Here is an 18,674-nt window from a genome sequence, read left to right as displayed (position 1 = left end):
TTCATGTCCGCACGCCAGGTGTCCCTGCCCGCTCACGCCCTGCCGTCGTCACTCACCGCGACTGAGCCGACCGGTGTGGCGTGCGCGATCAGGCAGGCGACCCTGCCGCAGCTCGTCGAGGCACAGGCCGCCCGCACCCCGCAGGCGCCGGCGCTGCTCGACGACGAGGGCACGGTGTCCTTCGCCGAGCTGGAGCACCGGGCGAACCGGTTGGCCCATCGGCTGATCGGGCTCGGGGTGGGGCCGGAGCGGATCGTCGCACTGCTGCTGCCCCGCTCGGTGGACATCGTGGTGGCGCAGCTGGCGGTGCTCAAGGCTGGTGGCGCCTACCTGCCGGTCGATCCGGCCTACCCGGCCGAGCGGATCCGGCTGATGCTGGCCGACGCCGCGGCCGCGCTGGTGATCGACGAGGACTTTCTGGCCGCGACGCCGGAGGACCTGCCGGACACCGCGCCGACCGACGCGGACCGCCTGTGCCCGTTGGCCTTCGGCCATCCGGCCTACGTCATCTACACCTCCGGCTCCACCGGCAGGCCCAAGGGCGTGGTGGTCACCCATGCCGGACTGGCCGGTTTCTCGGCCGCGGAAATCGAGCACTACCAGGTCAAACCGGGTGACCGGGTGCTCCAGTTCTCCTCGCCCAGCTTCGACGCCTCGGTGCTGGAGCTGTGCATGTCGCTGCCCGCCGGGGCCACGCTGGTGGTGCCGCCACCCGGTCCGCTGCTCGGCGACCACCTGGCCGAGGTGCTCGCCGAGCGCCGCATCACGCACGCGCTGATCCCGCCGGTGGCGCTGGCCACCATCCCGGAAGGCGTTGCGCTGCCGGACTTCCGCACCGTGATCGTGGGTGGCGACGCCTGCACCGCCGAGCTGGTCAACCGGTGGGCGCCCGGCCGCCGCATGATCAACTCCTACGGTCCTACCGAGTCCACCGTGGTCGCCACCTGGAGCGATCCGCTGACCCCCGGCGGCATCCCGCCGATCGGCCGCCCGATCCAGAACACCAGGGTCTACGTGCTCGACGAGTCGCTGAACCCGGTCCCGGCCGGGGCGGACGGCGAGCTGTACCTCGCGGGCATCGGACTGGCCCGCGGCTACCTGAACCGGCCCGGCCTGACCGCGGACCGCTTCCCGCCCAACCCGTTCGGCGCGCCGGGGGAGCGGATGTACCGCACCGGCGACCTGGTCCGCTGGACCGACGCCGGTGACCTGGAGTTCCGCGGCCGCGCCGACGACCAGGTCAAGATCCGCGGCTTCCGGATCGAGCCGGGCGAGATCGAGAGCCTGCTCCGGCAGCAGCCCACCGTGGCCGAGGCCGTGGTGGTGGCCCGCGAGGACCAGGGCCTCAAACGGCTCATCGGCTACGTCGTGCCGGCCAAGGGACAGGAGCCGGACCCGGCGCACCTGCGCACCGTGCTGGCCGAGACGCTGCCCGCGCACATGGTCCCGGCCGTGCTGCTGGTGCTGGCCACACTTCCGTTGAGCCCCAACGGGAAGCTCGACCGCACCGCGCTGCCCGCGCCGACCGGGCCGCTGCCCGGCGGGGAGTCCGCGATCCCGCCGCGCACCGGGACCGAGCGGGCGCTGGCCGGGATCTGGGCCGAGGTGCTGGGCCTGCCCGAGATCGGGGTCACCGACGACTTCTTCGCCCTCGGCGGCGACTCGGTGCTGGCCTTCCGCGCGCTGGCCCGGATCAGGGCCGCCTTCGACGTCGAGCTGTCCCCCCGGCTGCTGTTCGAGACCAGCTCCATCCGCGAGCTGGCCGCCGCGCTGCCCGAACCGTCCACTGTGGACGGTGTGGTGATCCCGGCCGCGCCGGTGGACCGGCCGCTGCCGCTGTCCTCGGCGCAGCACCGGATGTGGCTGCTGGACAACCTGACCGGCGGCACCGAGTACAACACCGGGGTCGGCCTGCGCCTGACCGGTCCGCTGGACGCCGACGCGCTGCGCCGCGCCCTGGACGCGCTGGCCGCCCGGCACGAGTCGCTGCGCACCACCTTCACCGAGTCCGGCGGCGTGCCCGAGCAGGTCGTGGCGGCCACCGCGGTCATCCCGCTGGCCACCGCCGAGGCCGGGCCGGCCACCCTGGAGGCGGTGCTGGCCGAGGAGCTGGACCGGCCCTTCGACCTGCGCCGCGGCCCGCTCACCCGCGCCCTGCTGGTCCGCCTGGCCGCCGAGGACCAGGTGTTGTTGCTGTGCCAGCACCACATCGTCACCGACGGCGCCTCGGTGTCGCTGCTGGTGGAGGAGCTCGCCGAGCTGTACGCGGCCGCCACCGAGCACCGGGAGCCGCGGCTGCCCGAGCTGCCGGTGCGCTACGCCGACTACGCCGCCTGGCAGCAGGACCGGCTCAACAGCCCGGAACTGGCCGGTCAGCTGGCCTACTGGCGGGAGCGGCTGGCCGGGGTGGAGCCGTTGCAGCTGCCCACCGACCGCCCGCGCCCGCCGGTGCGCACCAATCCCGGCGCGGTGCACCGCCACCTGCTGCCGGCCACCCTGGTGGACAAGCTCACCTCGGCGGGGCGCGAGCGCGGTGCCACGCTGTTCATGCTGCTCACCGCCGCGGTACAGGTGCTCTTCGCCCGCTACAGCAACCGGTCCGACATCGCGGTCGGCACCGCCACCTCCGGCCGCAACCGCGCCGAACTGGAACGCCTGGCCGGGTTCCTGGTCAACACCGTGGTGCTGCGGTCCACAGTGGACAGCAAGCTGCCGTTCACCGAGTTCCTCGCCCAGGTGCGGGAGACCGTGCTGGCCGGCTTCGCGCACGAGGACGCCCCGTTCGACCGCCTGGTGGAAGAGCTGCGCCTGGACCGGGACGCCAGCCGCACCCCGCTGGTGCAGGCCCTGGTGGTGCTGCAGAACGCGATCGTGCGGCCCCGCGCCATCGGTGAGCTGCGCCTGGCCGAGCAGGACCTGCCGCGCCCGCGGTCCCGGTTCGACCTGGTGTGCGAGTTCTGGCCGCGCGCCGACGGGCTGACCGTGGCGGTGGAGTACAACACCGACCTGTTCGACGGCAGCACCATCGCCCGGCTCACCGAGCACCTGGAAGTCCTGCTCAACGGAATCCTGGCCAGCCCGGAGGCCCCGCTCGGCGAACTGCCGCTGCTCACCGGTGCCGAGCGGCAGCAGGTGCTGCGTGGCTGGAACGACACCGCACTGGCGGTGGAACCCGCGCTGTACCCGGAGTTGTTCGCCCGCCAGGCCACGCGTACCCCGGCGGCGGTCGCGGTCACCCACGCCGGCCGCGAGCTGACCTACGCCGAGCTGAACCGGCGGGCGAACCGGTTGGCCCGCTGGCTGATCGGCCAGGGCGCCGGGCCGGAGCGGTTCGTCGGCATCGCCATGCCGCGCACCGAGCAGACCATCGTCGCGCTGCTGGCCATCCTGAAGTCCGGCGCGGCCTACCTGCCGATCGACCCGGCCTACCCGGCCGACCGGATCGAGTTCATGATCGCCGACGCCGACCCGATCCTGGTGCTCACCGCCGAAGAACTGGACCGGATCACCGACGAGCTGACCGCACTGTCCGATGTGGACATCACCGACGCGGACCGCCTGCTCCCGCTGGACCCGGCGCACGCCGCCTACAGCATCTACACCTCCGGCTCCACCGGCCGCCCCAAGGGCGTGGTGATCGCGCACGAGAGCCTGGCCGACCTGACCGCCTGGGCCGCCTGCGACTTCGGCCCGGCCGCGCTGTCCTCGGTGGTCGCCTCCACCTCGCTCAACTTCGACGTCTCGGTGTTCGAGATCTTCTGCCCGCTGGTGCTGGGCGGCCGCATCGAGGTGGTGGCGAACGTGCTGGCACTGGGGGAGGAACGGGCCGAACCGTTGCGGGCCAGCCTGGTCAGCGCGGTGCCCTCGGCGCTGGCCCAGGTGCTGGCGCAGGGCGCGGTGACCGTCTCCGCCGAACACGTGGTGCTGGCCGGAGAGGGCCTGTCCGCGCACGCCACCAGGGAGATCCAGGCCGCGTTGCCGGGCGGGCGGATCGCCAACATCTACGGCCCGACCGAGGCCACCGTCTACGCCACCGCCTGGTACTCCGACGGCAGCGAGCAGCGGAGCACGCCGCCGATCGGCAAGCCGGTCAGCAACATCCAGACCTACGTGCTCGACGGAAACCTGCGTCCGGTGCCGATCGGCGTGCCCGGCGAGCTGTACCTGGCCGGGCGCGGTCTGGCCCGCGGTTACCTGCACCGGCCCGGCCTGAGCGCCGACCGGTTCATGGCCAACCCCTATGGCGCGCCCGGTGAACGCATGTACCGCACCGGGGACGTGGTGCGCTGGAACGCCGACGGCGACCTCGAGTACCTGGGCCGGGCCGACGATCAGGTCAAGATCCGCGGCTTCCGGATCGAGCTCGGTGAGGTAGAGGCCGCGCTGCTGCGGCACCCGGCGGTCACCGAGGCGGTCGCGGTGGCCCGCACCGACGGTGGGCACCAGCGCCTGGTCGGCTACGTGGTGGCCGAGTCCCCGGTGGACTCCGCCGAGCTGCGCGCCTTCCTCGGCAGCGGACTGCCCGAGTACATGGTGCCGGCCGCGGTGCTCCAACTGGACCGGCTCCCGTTGAACCCCAACGGAAAACTGGACCGCCGCGCGTTGCCCGCGCCGGACTGGGCCGCGGTCGCCGGTGGCGAGTACGTGGCCCCCGGCAACGCCACCGAGCGGGTGCTCGCCGACATCTGGGCCGAGGTGCTCGGCCTGGACCGGATCGGCGTGACGGACAACTTCTTCGCCCACGGCGGCGACTCGATCCTGAGCATCCAGGTGGTGGCCAAGGCCCGCGCCGCCGGACTCCAGCTCACCTCGCGCGATCTGTTCCTGCACCAGACCATCGCCGCGCTGGCCCCGCAGGTCACCGCGGTGGCCACCCGCCGGATCGCGCAGGGGCCGGTCACCGGCGAGGTGCCGCTGACCCCGATCCAGCACTGGCTGTTCGAGATCCAGCCCGAGCGGCCGGAGCACTTCGCCCAGCACCTCACCCTGGCCCTCGCCGACGGCATCGACGACCGTGCTTTACAGGCGGCCCTGTCCGCGCTGGTCGAACACCACGACGCCCTCCGCATGCGGTATCAGCGCACCGAATCCGGCTGGCAGCAGCACAACGCGCCGATCGGGGACACCACGGTCGCCGGCGGGCCGCTCACCCTGGACGGGGGCTCCCTGCTGCGCGCGGAGATCCGCGACCTGCCGGACGGCCGGCGCGGGCTGTTCCTGGCCGTGCACCACCTGGTGGTCGACGGCGTGTCCTGGCGCGTCCTGCTGGAGGACCTGGCCACCGGTTACCAGCAGGCCGCCCGCGGCGAGCGGATCCGGCTGGAGGCCAAGACCACCTCGTTCCGGGACTGGGCGATCCGCCTCACCGAGCACACCGCCGCCGGTGGCTTCGACGCCGATGCCGAGTACTGGTCCGCGATCGACGGCCAGACCGACCTCCCGGTCGAGCGCACCGGCCCGAACACCGTGGCCAGCACCGAAGTGGTGACCGTTCGGCTGGATGAGGCGCGGACCCGCGCGCTGCTCCAGGACGTGCCACCGGTCTACCGCACCCAGGTCAACGACGTGCTGCTCAGCGCGCTCAGCCGGGTGCTCACCCGGTGGACCGGAGGGGACCGGGTGCTCATCGACCTGGAGGGCCACGGCCGCGAGGAGCTGTTCGCGGACCTGGACATCTCCCGCACGGTCGGCTGGTTCACCACCATGTTCCCGGTCGCACTGTCCACACCGGACCGTGAGTGGGCGGCCACGCTCAAGGGAGTCAAGGAACAGCTGCGCGCGCTGCCGCACCGCGGCCTGTCCTACGGTGCGCTGCACCGGCTCACCGACCGGTTGGCCGCTCCGCCGAGCCCGCAGATCAGCTTCAACTACCTCGGCTCCTTCGACGCGCCGGCCACCGCGCTGTTCGACGGGCTGCACAGCGAGCTGGCCCTGGACGCCGATCCGGCCGCCGCCCGCCCGCACCTGCTGGACGTGGTGGGCAGGGTGGACCGCAAGTCCCTGGAGTTCAGCTGGTTCTACTCCACCGACCGGCACACCGAGGCCACCGTCCGCCGCCTGGCCGAGGAGCTGCTCGCCGCGCTCGGCGAGATCATCGACCACTGCGCCCGGCCCGGCGCCGGTGGCCGCACCCCGTCCGACTTCCCGCTGGCCCGCCTCGATCAGTCCACTGTGGACATGTTGGCTGGGGATGGCCGGGACGTGGCGGACATCTACCCGCTCACCCCGACCCAGGCCGGCATGGTGTTCCACCGCCTGGCCCAGGGCGACACCGGCGTGTACTTCCAGCAGCTCACCTTCCGCCTCGACGGCATCCCCGACCCCCGGCGGCTGGCCGAGGCCTGGCAGCAGGTCAGCGACCGGCTGCCGGTGCTGCGCAGTCACATCGTCTGGCAGGGCGTGCCCGAACCGGTGCAGGTGGTGCGTGCCCAGGTCCGCGTCCCGGTCCGGCACCTGGACTGGCGCGAGCTCACCGAAGCTCAGCGCCAGGCCGAGCTGGACGCGCTGCTCACCGAGGACCGGGCCACCGGCATCGCGCTGGACGAGCCGCCGCTGCAACGGATCGCGCTGGCCAGGATCAGCGACACCGAGCTGCGGGTGGTGTGGACCTTCCACCACGTGCTGCTCGACGGCTGGAGCGTCTTCCAGGTCCTCAACGACGTCTTCGCCGCGCACGCCGGTCAGCCGCTGCCGACCCGCCGTCCCTTCGGCGACTACCTGCGCTGGATCGACCGCCAGGACCCCCGGGAAGCCTTGGCGCACTGGCGATCCGCGCTGGCCGGGATCGGCGAGCCCACCGCGCTGCCCTACGACCGGCAGCCCGCGGGCGGCGGGCACCAGGAGTCCACCGCCACTGTGCTCCGCTCACTGGACGCGGCGACCACCGGCGCGCTGCGCACCCTCGCCCAGCGGCACGGCCTCACGCTGAACACCCTGGTCCAGGGCGCCTGGGCGTTGCTGCTGGCCCGGCACAGCGGGCAGGACGACGTGCTCTTCGGCACCACCGTCTCCGGCCGTCCCGCGGACCTGGCCGGGGTCGAGGACATCACCGGCATCTTCATCAACACCCTGCCCACCAGGGTCCAGATCCACAGTGGACAGTCGCTGTCCGAGTGGCTGCGCGAGATCCAGGACACCCAGTCCGCGGCCCGCCGCCACGACTACCTGCCGCTGCCCCGGCTGCGCGCCTGCACCGACCTGCCCGAGCGGTCGAACCTGTTCGACAGCATCGTGGTCTTCGAGAACTACCCCTTCGACGACGACGCGGCCGCCGCGCACGGCCTCGGCCTGCGTGAGCTGCGCGGGGTGGAGACCACCAACTACCCGCTCACCCTGGTCGCCTACCCGCACCGCGAGCTCGCGGTCAGCCTCGGCTACGACCCGGCGCACTTCGACGCCGCCACCGCGGACCGGCTGGCCGAGCACCTGCTCACCCTGCTGGCCGGATTCCCCTCGCACGTGGACGATCCGGTGGCCGCGCTGCCCATGCTCACCGAGGCCGAGCGGCAGCGGGTGCTGTTCGAGTGGAACGACACCGCGACCGGACTGCCCGACGGTTCCGTCCCGGAAGCCTTTGCCGCACAGGTCGAGCGCACTCCGCAGGCCACCGCGGTGATCACCGACGAGGGCAGCCTCAGCTACGCCGAACTCGATGAGCGCGCCACCGAGCTGGCCAGGCACCTGGTCGAGCTGGGTGTTGACGTGGAGCAGCCGGTCGGCCTGCTGATGGCCCGCTCCGCCGCCGTGGTCGTGGCCGAACTGGCCATCCTCAAGGCGGGCGGGGCCTATGTGCCGCTGGACGTGCGTGCCCCGGCCGCCCGCCTGCGCCGCCTGCTCACCGAGACCGGCGTGTCCGTGCTGCTCACCGACCAGGCCTGGGCGGCCACCGCCGAAGAAGTCCACAGTGGACACATCCTGCGTGCCGACCGGCCACACCCCGAGGCCGGCGCGGCGCTGCCGAGTGTGCGGCCGGACAACCTGGCCTACATCATGCACACCTCCGGCTCCACCGGAATCCCCAAGGGCGTCGCGGTGTGCCACCGGGACATCCTCGCCCTGGCCAGGCACCGCCGCTTCCACCACGGCGGGCACCAGCGGGTGCTCATGCACTCCCCGCTGGCCTTCGACGCGTCCACCTACGAGCTGTGGACCCCGCTGCTCAGTGGCGGCAGCACCGTGGTGACCCCTGATGGTGACGTGGACGCGCTGGTCTTCCGGCGCATGATCACCGAGTACGGCGTGACTGGACTCTTCGTCACCGCGGGCTTGTTCCGGCTGGTGGCGCAGGAGGATCCGGGTTGCTTCAGCGGCGCCCGCGAGGTGTGGACCGGCGGTGAGGTGGTGCTCGCCGAGTCGGTGCGCCGGGTGCTGGCCGCCTGCCCCGGCCTGCTCGCCGTCGACGCCTACGGCCCCACCGAGACCACCACCTTCGCCACCCACCACCACCTGCCTGCCGCGGACGCGGTGCCGGAACTGCTGCCGATCGGCCGGGCCCTGGACAACATGCGGGTCTACGTGCTCGACCGCACCCTGCGCCCGGTGCCCGCCGGTGTTCCCGGTGAGCTGCACATCGCCGGCACCGGGGTGGCCCGCGGCTACTTCGGGCGTCCCGGCCTGACCGCGGCCTGTTTTGTGGCCGACCCGTTCGGCGCGCCCGGCGAGCGCATGTACCGCACCGGTGACACCGTGCGCTGGAACCACCGCGGCGAGATCGAGTTCCTCGGCCGCACCGACGACCAGGTGAAGATCCGCGGCTTCCGGATCGAGCTGAGCGAGGTGGACAACGCCCTGCTGCGGCACGAGCACCTCGGCCAGGTGGTCTCCGCGGTGCTGCTGGACGAGTCCCGGCGCAAGCGCCTGGTCGCCTACCTGGTGCCGGTGGAGAACCACCCGGTGCCCGGCGCGGCCGAGCTGCGCGAGTTCCTGGCCAAGTCGGTGCCGGACTACCTGGTGCCCTCGGTGTTCGTGCCGCTGACCGCGCTTCCGTTGAACGCCAACGGGAAGGTCGACCGCAAGGCGCTGCCTGCCCCGGACTGGGGCCTGGTCGCCGCCGCCGGTTACGTGGCCCCGCGCACCGAGACCGAGCGGGTGCTCACCGAGATCTTCGCCGCCGTGCTCGGCCTGCCCAGGGTCGGCGTGGAGGACAACTTCTTCGAGCTGGGCGGCGACTCCATCGTCAGCATCCAGGTCGTCTCCCGCGCCCGGCAGGTCGGCATCGGCCTGATGCCACGGGACCTGTTCCGCACGCCCACGGTCGCCGGACTGGCCGCCACCGCCACCGAGACCACCCAGCCGGTCATCGAGCAGGGCCCGGTCACCGGAGACGCCCCGCTCACCCCGATCCAGCACTGGTTCTTCGCCACCCAGACCGCGGACCCGGCGCACTTCAACCAGTCCGTGCTGCTCGAGCTGACCGAGCGCCCCGACCCGGAGCTGCTCGACCAGGCGGTGTGCGCGCTGGTGCGCCAGCACGACGCGCTCCGCCTGCGCTTCACCGGCGGCAGGCAGCAGCACGCCGAGGCCCCGGACACCCTGCTCCAGCTCGGCGGCGCGGCCGACCACACCGGGTTCGACCTCGAACACGGCCCGCTGCTCAAGGCCGTGCTGCTGGACAACAACCAGCTCTTCCTGGCCGTGCACCACCTGCTGGTCGACGGCGTGTCCTGGCGCATCCTGCTGGAGGACCTGGACACCGCCTACCGCCAGCTGCGCGCGGGCAACCCGGTCCGGCTCGCGGCCAAGACCACCTCCTTCCGCGACTTCGCCCGGAAGCTGACCGCACTGGCCCAGGACGGCGAGTTCGACGCGGAACTGCCCTACTGGACCGGCATCAGCGCCGACCCGGCCATCCCGGTCGACGGCACCGGCGAGAACACCGTGGCCCGCGGCCGGAACCTGACCGTCGAGCTGGACGAGGAGACCACCCGCGCGCTGCTCCAGGACGTGCCGCCGGTCTACCGCACCCAGGTCAACGACGTGCTGCTCACCGCGCTCGGCCGGGTGCTGGGGGAGTGGACCGGCCGGGACCGGGTGCTGCTCGACCTGGAGGGCCACGGCCGGGAGGACCTCGGCGGCGACATCGACCTGTCCCGCACGGTCGGCTGGTTCACCACCATGTTCCCGATCGCCCTGCCCGGCCACCGCGGCCTCGGCTGGGGCGAGGCGCTCAAGGCGGTCAAGGAGCAGCTGCGCGCGATCCCGCGCCGCGGCCTCGGCTACGGCGTGCTGCGCCACCTCACCGACCGCCTGCCCGCCCAGCCCGCGCCGCTGGTCAGCTTCAACTACCTCGGCCAGTTCGACCGTCCACAAGGGACGGACGGCCTGATCGCCGGACTGCCCGAGGGCCTCGGCGGCGAGGCCGGTCCGGCCAACCAGCGCCCGCACCTGCTCGACGTCATCGGCAGTGTCGAGTCCCGGCGGCTGACCTTCACCTTCGCCTACGCCGAGGGCTGCCACAACGAGTCCACGGTCCGCGACCTCGCCGAGCGGTTCGCCACCGCGCTGCGCGAGCTGGTGGCGCACTGCGCCGAGCCCGGCGCGGGTGGCCGCACCCCGTCGGACTTCCCGCTGGCCCGCATCTCCCAGTCCGAAGTGGACAGACTGGTCGGCGATGGCACCGAGGTCGCCGACATCTACCCGCTGACCCCGATGCAGGCCGGCATGGTGTTCCACAGCCTGATGGGTGAGGCGAGCACCGCCTACTTCAACCAGGTGCAGCTGCGGCTCACCGGCGTCACCGACCCGGCCGCCTTCGCCGCCGCCTGGCAGCAGACCGTGGACCACAACCCGGTGCTGCGCAGCCGGATCGTCTGGGAGGGCGTCACCGAACCCCTCCAGATCGTGCCCAGCGCCGTCACGGTCCCCATCCGCCTGCTGGACTGGACCGGGCGGACCGACACCGAGACCGCGCTGCGCGAGCTGCTTGACCAGGACCGCGCCCAGGGCTTCGACCTGGCCACCGCGCCGCTGCTGCGCATCGCGGTGATCACCCTGTCGGACAACGAGGTCCTGCTCGTCTGGACCTTCCACCACGTGCTGCTGGACGGCTGGAGCGCCGCGCAGGCCTTCGGTGAGGTGTGCGCCCGCTACGCCGCGCTCACCGGCGGCCCCGCCCTGGAGCCGGTGTCCCGCAGGCCGTTCCGCGACTACCTCGACTGGCTGTCCCAGCAGGACGCCGACCAGGCCGCCGAGTACTGGCGGCAGGCACTCGACGGCTTCAGCACTCCTACGCCGTTGCCGTTCGACCGGCAGTCCCGGGAGGCGCACCGCGCCGCGTCTTCCGGGACCGTCCGGGCCCAGCTGACCAGCGCGGACACCGCGCGGCTGCGCGAGGTGGCCCAGCACGGCGGACTCACCCTCAACACCGTGTTCCAGGGTGCGTGGGGCCTGCTGCTGTCCCGGTACAGCGGAGAGTCCGAGGTCGTCTTCGGCACCACCGTCTCCGGCCGCCCGGCCGAGCTGACCGGGGTGGAGTCGATGGTGGGCCTGTTCATCAACACCATCCCCACCAGGGTCGACGTCCACAGTGGACAGCCGCTGCTGCCCTGGCTGCGCGAGCTGCAGGCGGCGCAGGCGGAGTCCCGGCGGTTCGACTTCGTCTCACTGGCCCAGCTGCAGGGCTGGCTGAACCTGCCCGGCGGCACCGGCCTGTTCGACAGCATCGTGGTGTTCGAGAACTACCCGTTCGACCCGGCCGCGATCGCCGCCACCGGCCTGACCATGGCCGAGTCCCGCGACGAGGAGCCGACCAACTACCCGCTCAGCGTGGTCGTCTCACCCGGCGAGCAACTCTCCTTCGCCCTGGACTACGACCCCGAGCTGTTCGACGCGGACACCGTGCAGGCCATGGCCGACCGCCTGGCCCTGCTGCTCACCGGCATCGCCCGCGACCCGGAGCGCACCCCGGCCCAGCTGCCGGTGCTCACCGAGGCCGAACGCCACCGCGTCCTGGAAACCTGGAACGCCACCGGCACCGAGCTGCCCACCGGGTCCCTCGGTGAGCTGTTCACCGCCCAGGCCACCCGCACCCCGCAGGCCGTCGCACTGGCCTTCGACGGCGGCCACCTCACCTACGCCGACCTGGAAACCAGGGCCAACCGCCTGGCCCACCACCTGCTCGACCTCGGCCTGCGCCCCGACCAGCCGGTCGGTCTGCTCGCCGAGCGCTCCCCGGAGCTGGTCGTGGCCGAACTGGCCATCGTCAAGGCAGGCGGCGCCTACGTCCCACTCGACCTGCGCGCCCCCGCCGACCGCCTCCGCCTGGTGCTCGCCGAGTCCGGCGCCACCATCCTGCTCGCCGACCGCCACTGGGCGGCCACCGCCGCCGAGGTCCACAGTGGACACACGGCCCGCATCGACGAGCCACTGGACGGTCCGGTCGAGCCCCCCGCGGTCGCGGTCGACGGCGAGAACCTCGCCTACGTCATGTACACCTCGGGTTCCACCGGCACTCCCAAGGGCGTGGCGGTCCGGCACCGGGACGTGCTCGCACTGGCCCACGACCGCTGCTTCCGCGGCGGCGCGCACGAGCGGGTCCTGCTGCACTCGCCCACCGCCTTCGACGCCGCCACCTACGAGCTGTGGGTGCCGCTGCTCAACGGCGACCGCGTGATCGTCGCCCCCGCAGGCGATTTGGACGTGGACACCCTGCGCCGCCTGGTCTCCGAGCACGGCATCACCGGCCTCTGGCTCACCGCGGGCCTGTTCCGCCTGCTCGCCCAGGACGCCCCGGACTGCCTGCACGGCCTCCGCGAGGTCTGGACCGGCGGCGACGTGGTCCCGGCCGGCGCGGTCCGCCGGGTGCTGGCCGCCTGCCCCGGACTGTCCGTTGTGGACGGATACGGCCCCACCGAGACCACCACCTTCGCCACCCACCACCGCATTCCGGCGGGCAGCGAGGTGCCGGCCCAGATCCCGATCGGCCGCCCGCAGGACAACATGCGGGCCTACGTGCTCGACGCGGACCTGAACCCGGTCCCGCCCGGCATCGCCGGCGAGCTGCACCTGGCAGGCGAGGGCCTGGCCCGCGGCTACCTCAACCGCCCCGCCCTGACCGCAGACCGCTTCCTGGCCAACCCCTTCGGCCCGGCGGGCACGCGGATGTACCGCACCGGCGACGTGGTCCGCTGGAGGGCCGACGGTGTGCTGGAGTTCGTGGGCCGGGCCGACGAACAGGTCAAGATCCGCGGCTTCCGCATCGAGCTCGGCGAGATCGAGGCATTGCTGACCACCCAGCCCGGCGTCGCCGAGGCCGTGGTCCTGGCCCGCACCGACCAGGGCGTCAAACGCCTGGTCGCCTACCTGGTCGGCACCGGCCTGGATCCGGTCAAGATCAAGGACACCTTGGCCGCCCAACTCCCCGACTACATGGTCCCGGCCGCCTTCCTCCTGCTCGATCACCTCCCCCTGAGCCGCAACGGCAAACTCGACCGCCGCGCCCTGCCCGCCCCCGACTTCGCCGCCCTGGCCCAAACCGGCTACGTAGCCCCCCGCACCGAGACCGAGCAGACCCTCGCCCAGGTCTGGGCCGAAGTCCTCGGCCTGCCCAGAGTCGGCGCCCAGGACAACTTCTTCGCCCTGGGCGGCGACTCGATCCTGAGCATCCAGGTCACCTCCCGCGCCCGCCAAGCAGGCCTGGGCCTGATGCCGCGAGACCTGTTCCGCGCCCAGACGGTCGCCGAGCTGGCGATGCTGGTCGCCGAGGCCGAACCGGACACCGCGGAACAGGGCGAGGTCGTCGGCGAGGTGCCGCTCACCCCGATCCAGCACTGGTTCTTCGCCGGAGCGCCGGAGCCGGGGCACTTCAACCAGGCGATGACACTGGAGCTGGACCCGGAGGTGGACGAGGCGGCGCTGCGGGTGGCGCTGGCCGAGCTGATCCGGCACCACGACGCGCTCCGGTTGAGCTTCACCCGGGAGGCGGGCGGGTGGCGGCAACACAACAACTCGGTCGCGGCAGCCAACGCGGCCTTGGCGCTCGACGCGCCGGCGCTCGACGGCCGGGCAGCCACGTCCGCCGCGACCGCTTCGACTGCGGCCGCTGAGGCTCCGACCGCTGCCAGCCTCATGGCCGCGACTGGCACTCCCGCCGGTGCCGCGACTGCGACCTCGGGCCTGGCGGCTGCGACTGTCACCTCCGCCGGGACGGCAGCGACCGCCGCGACCCCTGCCGTCTCGACCGCCGCCACTGCCGCCACCGCCGCGACGGCTGCGGCTGCCGGGACGTCTACGACGGCTGCGATTGCTGCCTCCGCCGGGACCGCTGCGACAGCCGACCCCGCCGAGACGGCTGCGACAGCTGCGCCTGCCGAGACGGCTGCGACCGCCGGGACGGCCGGGACGGCTGCGATGGCCGGGACGGCCGGGACGGCTGCGATGGCCGGGACGGCTGCGACGGCCGCGACTCCCGCCCCCGCGACGGCCGCAACCGCCGCGATTCCCGCCGTCTCGACCCCCACCAACCCCCTCGCCAGCACTGCCGAAACCCCCGCACCACCCGCCACCGAGCCTGAGTGGTTGACCACTCACACCCTCGGCGCCTTCGACCTCAGCGGCCCGGCCCCCCTGCTCCGCGCCCACCGCACCGGCACCCAACTACACCTGTGCATCCACCACCTCGCCATCGACGGCGTCTCCTGGCGCATCCTGCTCGAAGACCTCGAAACCGCCTACCGCCAAGCCGTCACCGGTCAGACCGTCCACATCGGACGCAAGACCACCTCCTTCCGCGACTGGTCCCACCGCCTTGCCGAGCACGCTCGCGCCGGTGGCTTCGACCACGAGATCGCGCACTGGACCAGCGCTAACCTTGAAACGAATATTCCAAGAGACGCCACCGGTCCCAACACCACCGCCTCCACCGCCTCCGTCACCGTGGAGCTCGACGAGGCTGACACCCGCGCCCTGCTCCAGGACGTGCCGCCGGTCTACCGCACGCAGATCAACGACGTCCTGCTGAGCGCGCTCGGGCGGGTGTTCACCGAGTGGACCGGGCGGGACCGGTTGCTGATCGACCTGGAGGGGCACGGCCGCGAGGACCTGTTCGCCGGGGTGGACCTCTCTCGCACGGTTGGCTGGTTCACCACCATGTTCCCGGTCGCGCTGTCCACGCCGGACTGTGAGTGGTCGACCACTCTCAAGTCGGTGAAGGAGCAGTTGCGGGCGATTCCCGGGCGCGGGCTCGGGTACGGGGCGCTGCGGTGGCTAACCGATCGGCTGCCGGCTGTCGCGCCCGCGCCGGCGCCGGTCAGCTTCAACTACCTCGGCCAGTTCGAGTCCGGCACCGGGGGCGGGCTGGTCCGGGGCAGCAGCGGCATCCAGTCCGATGTCAGCCTCGGCGGCGAGCGGGACCGGGTGTTCGACATCGTCGGGGCGGTGGCGGAGAAACGCCTCCAGCTCACCTGGTTCTACTCCGCCAACCTGCACACCGAGGCCACCGTCAGCAGTCTCGCCGACCGGCTGCGCGCGGCCCTGCGCGAGATCATCGAGCACTGCGCCCAGCCCGGCGCGGGTGGCCGCACGCCCTCGGACTTCCCGCTGGCCAAGCTCGATCAGTCCACAGTGGACAGGTTGGCCGGTGGTGAGGTGGAGGACATCTACCCGCTGACCCCGATGCAGGCCGGCATGGTCTTCCACGGGCTGTCCCAGCAGGAACAGGGTGTCTACTTCGAGCAGGCCAAGTTCGTGCTCGACGGCGTCACCGACCCGCACCGCCTGGCCGCCGCCTGGCAGCAGGTGGTGGACCGCACCCCGGTGCTGCGCAGCCGGATCGTCTGGTCCGGCGTGCCGACTCCACTCCAGGTCGTGCAGGCCAAGGTGCAGGTGCCGGTCACGCATCTGGACTGGACCGCACTGTCCGAAAAGGACCGGAAGGCCGCGCTGGCCGAGCTGCTGGAGCGCGACCGCGCCACCGGGCTCGACCTGACCGAGGCTCCGCTGCTGCGGGTCACCCTGGCCCGGCTCTCCGAGAGCTCGGTGCAGGTGGTGTGGACCTTCCACCACGTGCTGCTGGACGGCTGGAGCGTCTTCCAGGTGCTCTCCGACGTCTTCGCCGCCCATGCCGGGCACGCGCTGCCCAGCCGCCGCCCGTTCGCCGAGTACCTGCGCTGGCTCGACGCCCAGGACCACACCCAGGCCGAGCGGTACTGGCGGGAGGTGCTCGCCGGGTTCGACACCCCGACCCCGCTGCCGCTGGACCAGCCCAGGCCCGCCGGTCACAACACCCGCTCCTCCACCTGGACCGGCTTCGCGCTCCAGGAGACCGAGGCGAGCAAGCTGTACGAGTTCGCCAAGCGGCACCGGCTGACCCTCAACGCGGTGGTGCAGGGCGCGTGGGCCCTGCTGCTGTCGCGGTACAGCGGACAGCGCGATGTCTGTTTCGGCGCAACGGTTTCCGGCCGCCCGGCGGATCTGCCCGGCGGTGAGGACATCACCGGCATCTTCATCAACACCCTGCCGGTCCGGCTCACCGTCGACCCGGCCGCCGACCCGGTTGCGTGGCTGCAAGAGCTCCAGGCGGCGCAGGCCGAGTCGCGGCGGTTCGACTTCGTGGCCCTGTCCCAGCTCCAGTCCTGGAGCCAGGTCGAGGGCGGCACCGAGCTGTTCGACAGCATCGTGGTCTTCGAGAACTACCCGATCAACGACGAGGTGGCCGCCGCCAACGGCCTCGGCGTCCGCGAGCTGGAAGCCATCGAGACCACCAACTACCCGATCAGCCTGGTCGTCTCGCCCGGCAAGCAGTTCCACCTGGAGTTCGGCTACGACCCGGACCTGTTCGAGCCCGGCACCATCGCGCGGATGGCCGGACATCTCACCGAGGTGCTGCGCGGCCTGGCCGCCGACAACGCGGAACCGTTGGCCCGCTTGGACATCCTCGGCGCTGCCGAACGTGAGCAGCTGGCCGCCTGGAACAACACCGCGCACGACACCGCGCCGACGGTGTTCCCGGAACTGTTCCAGGCCCAGGTCGAGCGGACCTCCGAGGCGACCGCGCTGATCGTCGGGGACGGAGAGATCACCTTCGCCGGGCTGGAGCAGCGGGCGAACCGGTTGGCGCACCGGCTGATCGGGCTCGGCGTCGGCCCGGAGACCATCGTCGCGCTGCGGCTGCCGCGCTCGGCAGAGATCGTGATCGCCCAGCTCGCGGTGCTCAAGGCCGGTGGCGCCTACCTGCCGGTCGACCCGAACTACCCGCCGGAGCGCATCGAGTTCATGCTCACCGACGCCAAGCCGGTGCTGGTCATCGACCAGGAGTTCCTGGCCGAGCAGGGCACCAGCACGCACGCCCCGACCGACGCGGACCGGATCGCGCCGCTGCGCCCGGAACACCCCGCCTACGTCATCTACACCTCCGGCTCCACCGGCAAACCCAAGGGTGTGGTGGTCACCCATGCCGGGCTGGCCAGCTTCTCCGCCGCCGAGATCGAGCACTACCAAGTGAGTCCAGGTGACCGGGTGCTCCAGTTCTCCTCGCCCAGCTTCGACGCCTCGGTGCTCGAACTCTGCATGTCGCTGCCCGCCGGGGCCGCGCTGGTGGTGCCGCCGGAAGGCTCACTGCTCGGCGAGCACCTGGCCGAGGTGCTGGCGGAGCACCGGGTGACCCACGCGCTGATCCCGCCGGTGGCGCTGGCCACCATCCCGGAAGGCGTTGCACTGCCGGACTTCCGCACCGTGGTCGTCGGTGGCGACGCCTGCACCGCGGAGCTGGTCAACCGGTGGGCACCCGGCCGCCGGATGATCAACTCTTATGGTCCGACCGAGTCCACTGTGGTCACCACGTGGAGCGATCCGCTGACCCCTGGCGGGAATCCGCCAATCGGCCGGCCGATCCGCAACACCAGGGTGCACCTGCTCGACGCCGACCTCAACCCCGTCCCGGTCGGTGTGCCCGGTGAGCTGTACGTCGCTGGTGCGGGCCTGGCCCGCGGCTACCTGAACCGGCCCGGCCTGACCGCGGACCGCTTCCCGCCCAACCCGTTCGGCGTGCCAGGCGAGCGGATGTACCGCACCGGTGACCTGGCCCGCTGGCGCGCGGACGGGCAGCTGGAGTTCCTCGGCCGGGCCGATCAGCAGGTCAAGATCCGCGGCTTCCGGATCGAGCCGGGCGAGATCGAAGCCCTGCTGCGCCAACAGGAGGGCGTCACCGAAGCGGTGGTCATCGCCAGGGCGGACGACGGGGCCAAGCGCCTGGTCGCCTACCTGGTGGGAGAGATCCCGAGCGTGCCGGAGCTGCGCGCGACGCTGGCCGGGCGACTGCCCGACTACATGGTCCCGGCCGCCTTCGTCACCCTGGACGCGCTGCCGTTGACACCCAACGGAAAGCTCGACCGCCGCGCACTGCCCGCGCCGACCGCCGGGTTGGTCGGCCAGACCGGTTATGTCGCGCCGGAGACCGAGACCGAGCAGGTGCTCGCCGAGATCTGGGCCGAGGTGCTCGGCCTGGACCGGGTCGGCATCGAGGACAGCTTCTTCGACCTCGGCGGCGACTCCGTGCGCAGCCTGCAGATCACCGCCAAGACCAAGGACGCCTTCGACCTCGCCCTCACGCCCAAGGACGTGCTGACCGCCCGCACGGTCGCCGGACTGGCTGAGCTGGTGGAGGAGAAGGTCCTCGCCGAACTCGAGCGCCTCGCCTTCGGTGACGGCACCGACAGCGAACTCTGAAGGGGGACCACCAA

1 protein-coding gene is annotated in these 18,674 nt (G+C 72.4%); it reads left to right on the top strand.

Annotation, left to right across the window (positions count from 1 at the left end):
• The first annotated feature begins 3 nt into the window (after positions 1–3).
• Positions 4–18,660, top strand: a complete 18,657-nt coding sequence (locus M8C13_RS03250) for a non-ribosomal peptide synthase/polyketide synthase (protein ID WP_252478930.1) — start codon at positions 4–6, stop codon at positions 18,658–18,660.
• Positions 18,661–18,674 lie beyond the last annotated feature (14 nt).

The sequence above is a fragment of the Crossiella sp. SN42 genome, assembly GCF_023897065.1.
Lineage (GTDB): Bacteria > Actinomycetota > Actinomycetes > Mycobacteriales > Pseudonocardiaceae > Crossiella.
Note: the sequence above shows the minus strand (reverse complement) of the source record. Positions and strands in the feature narration are given on the sequence as shown.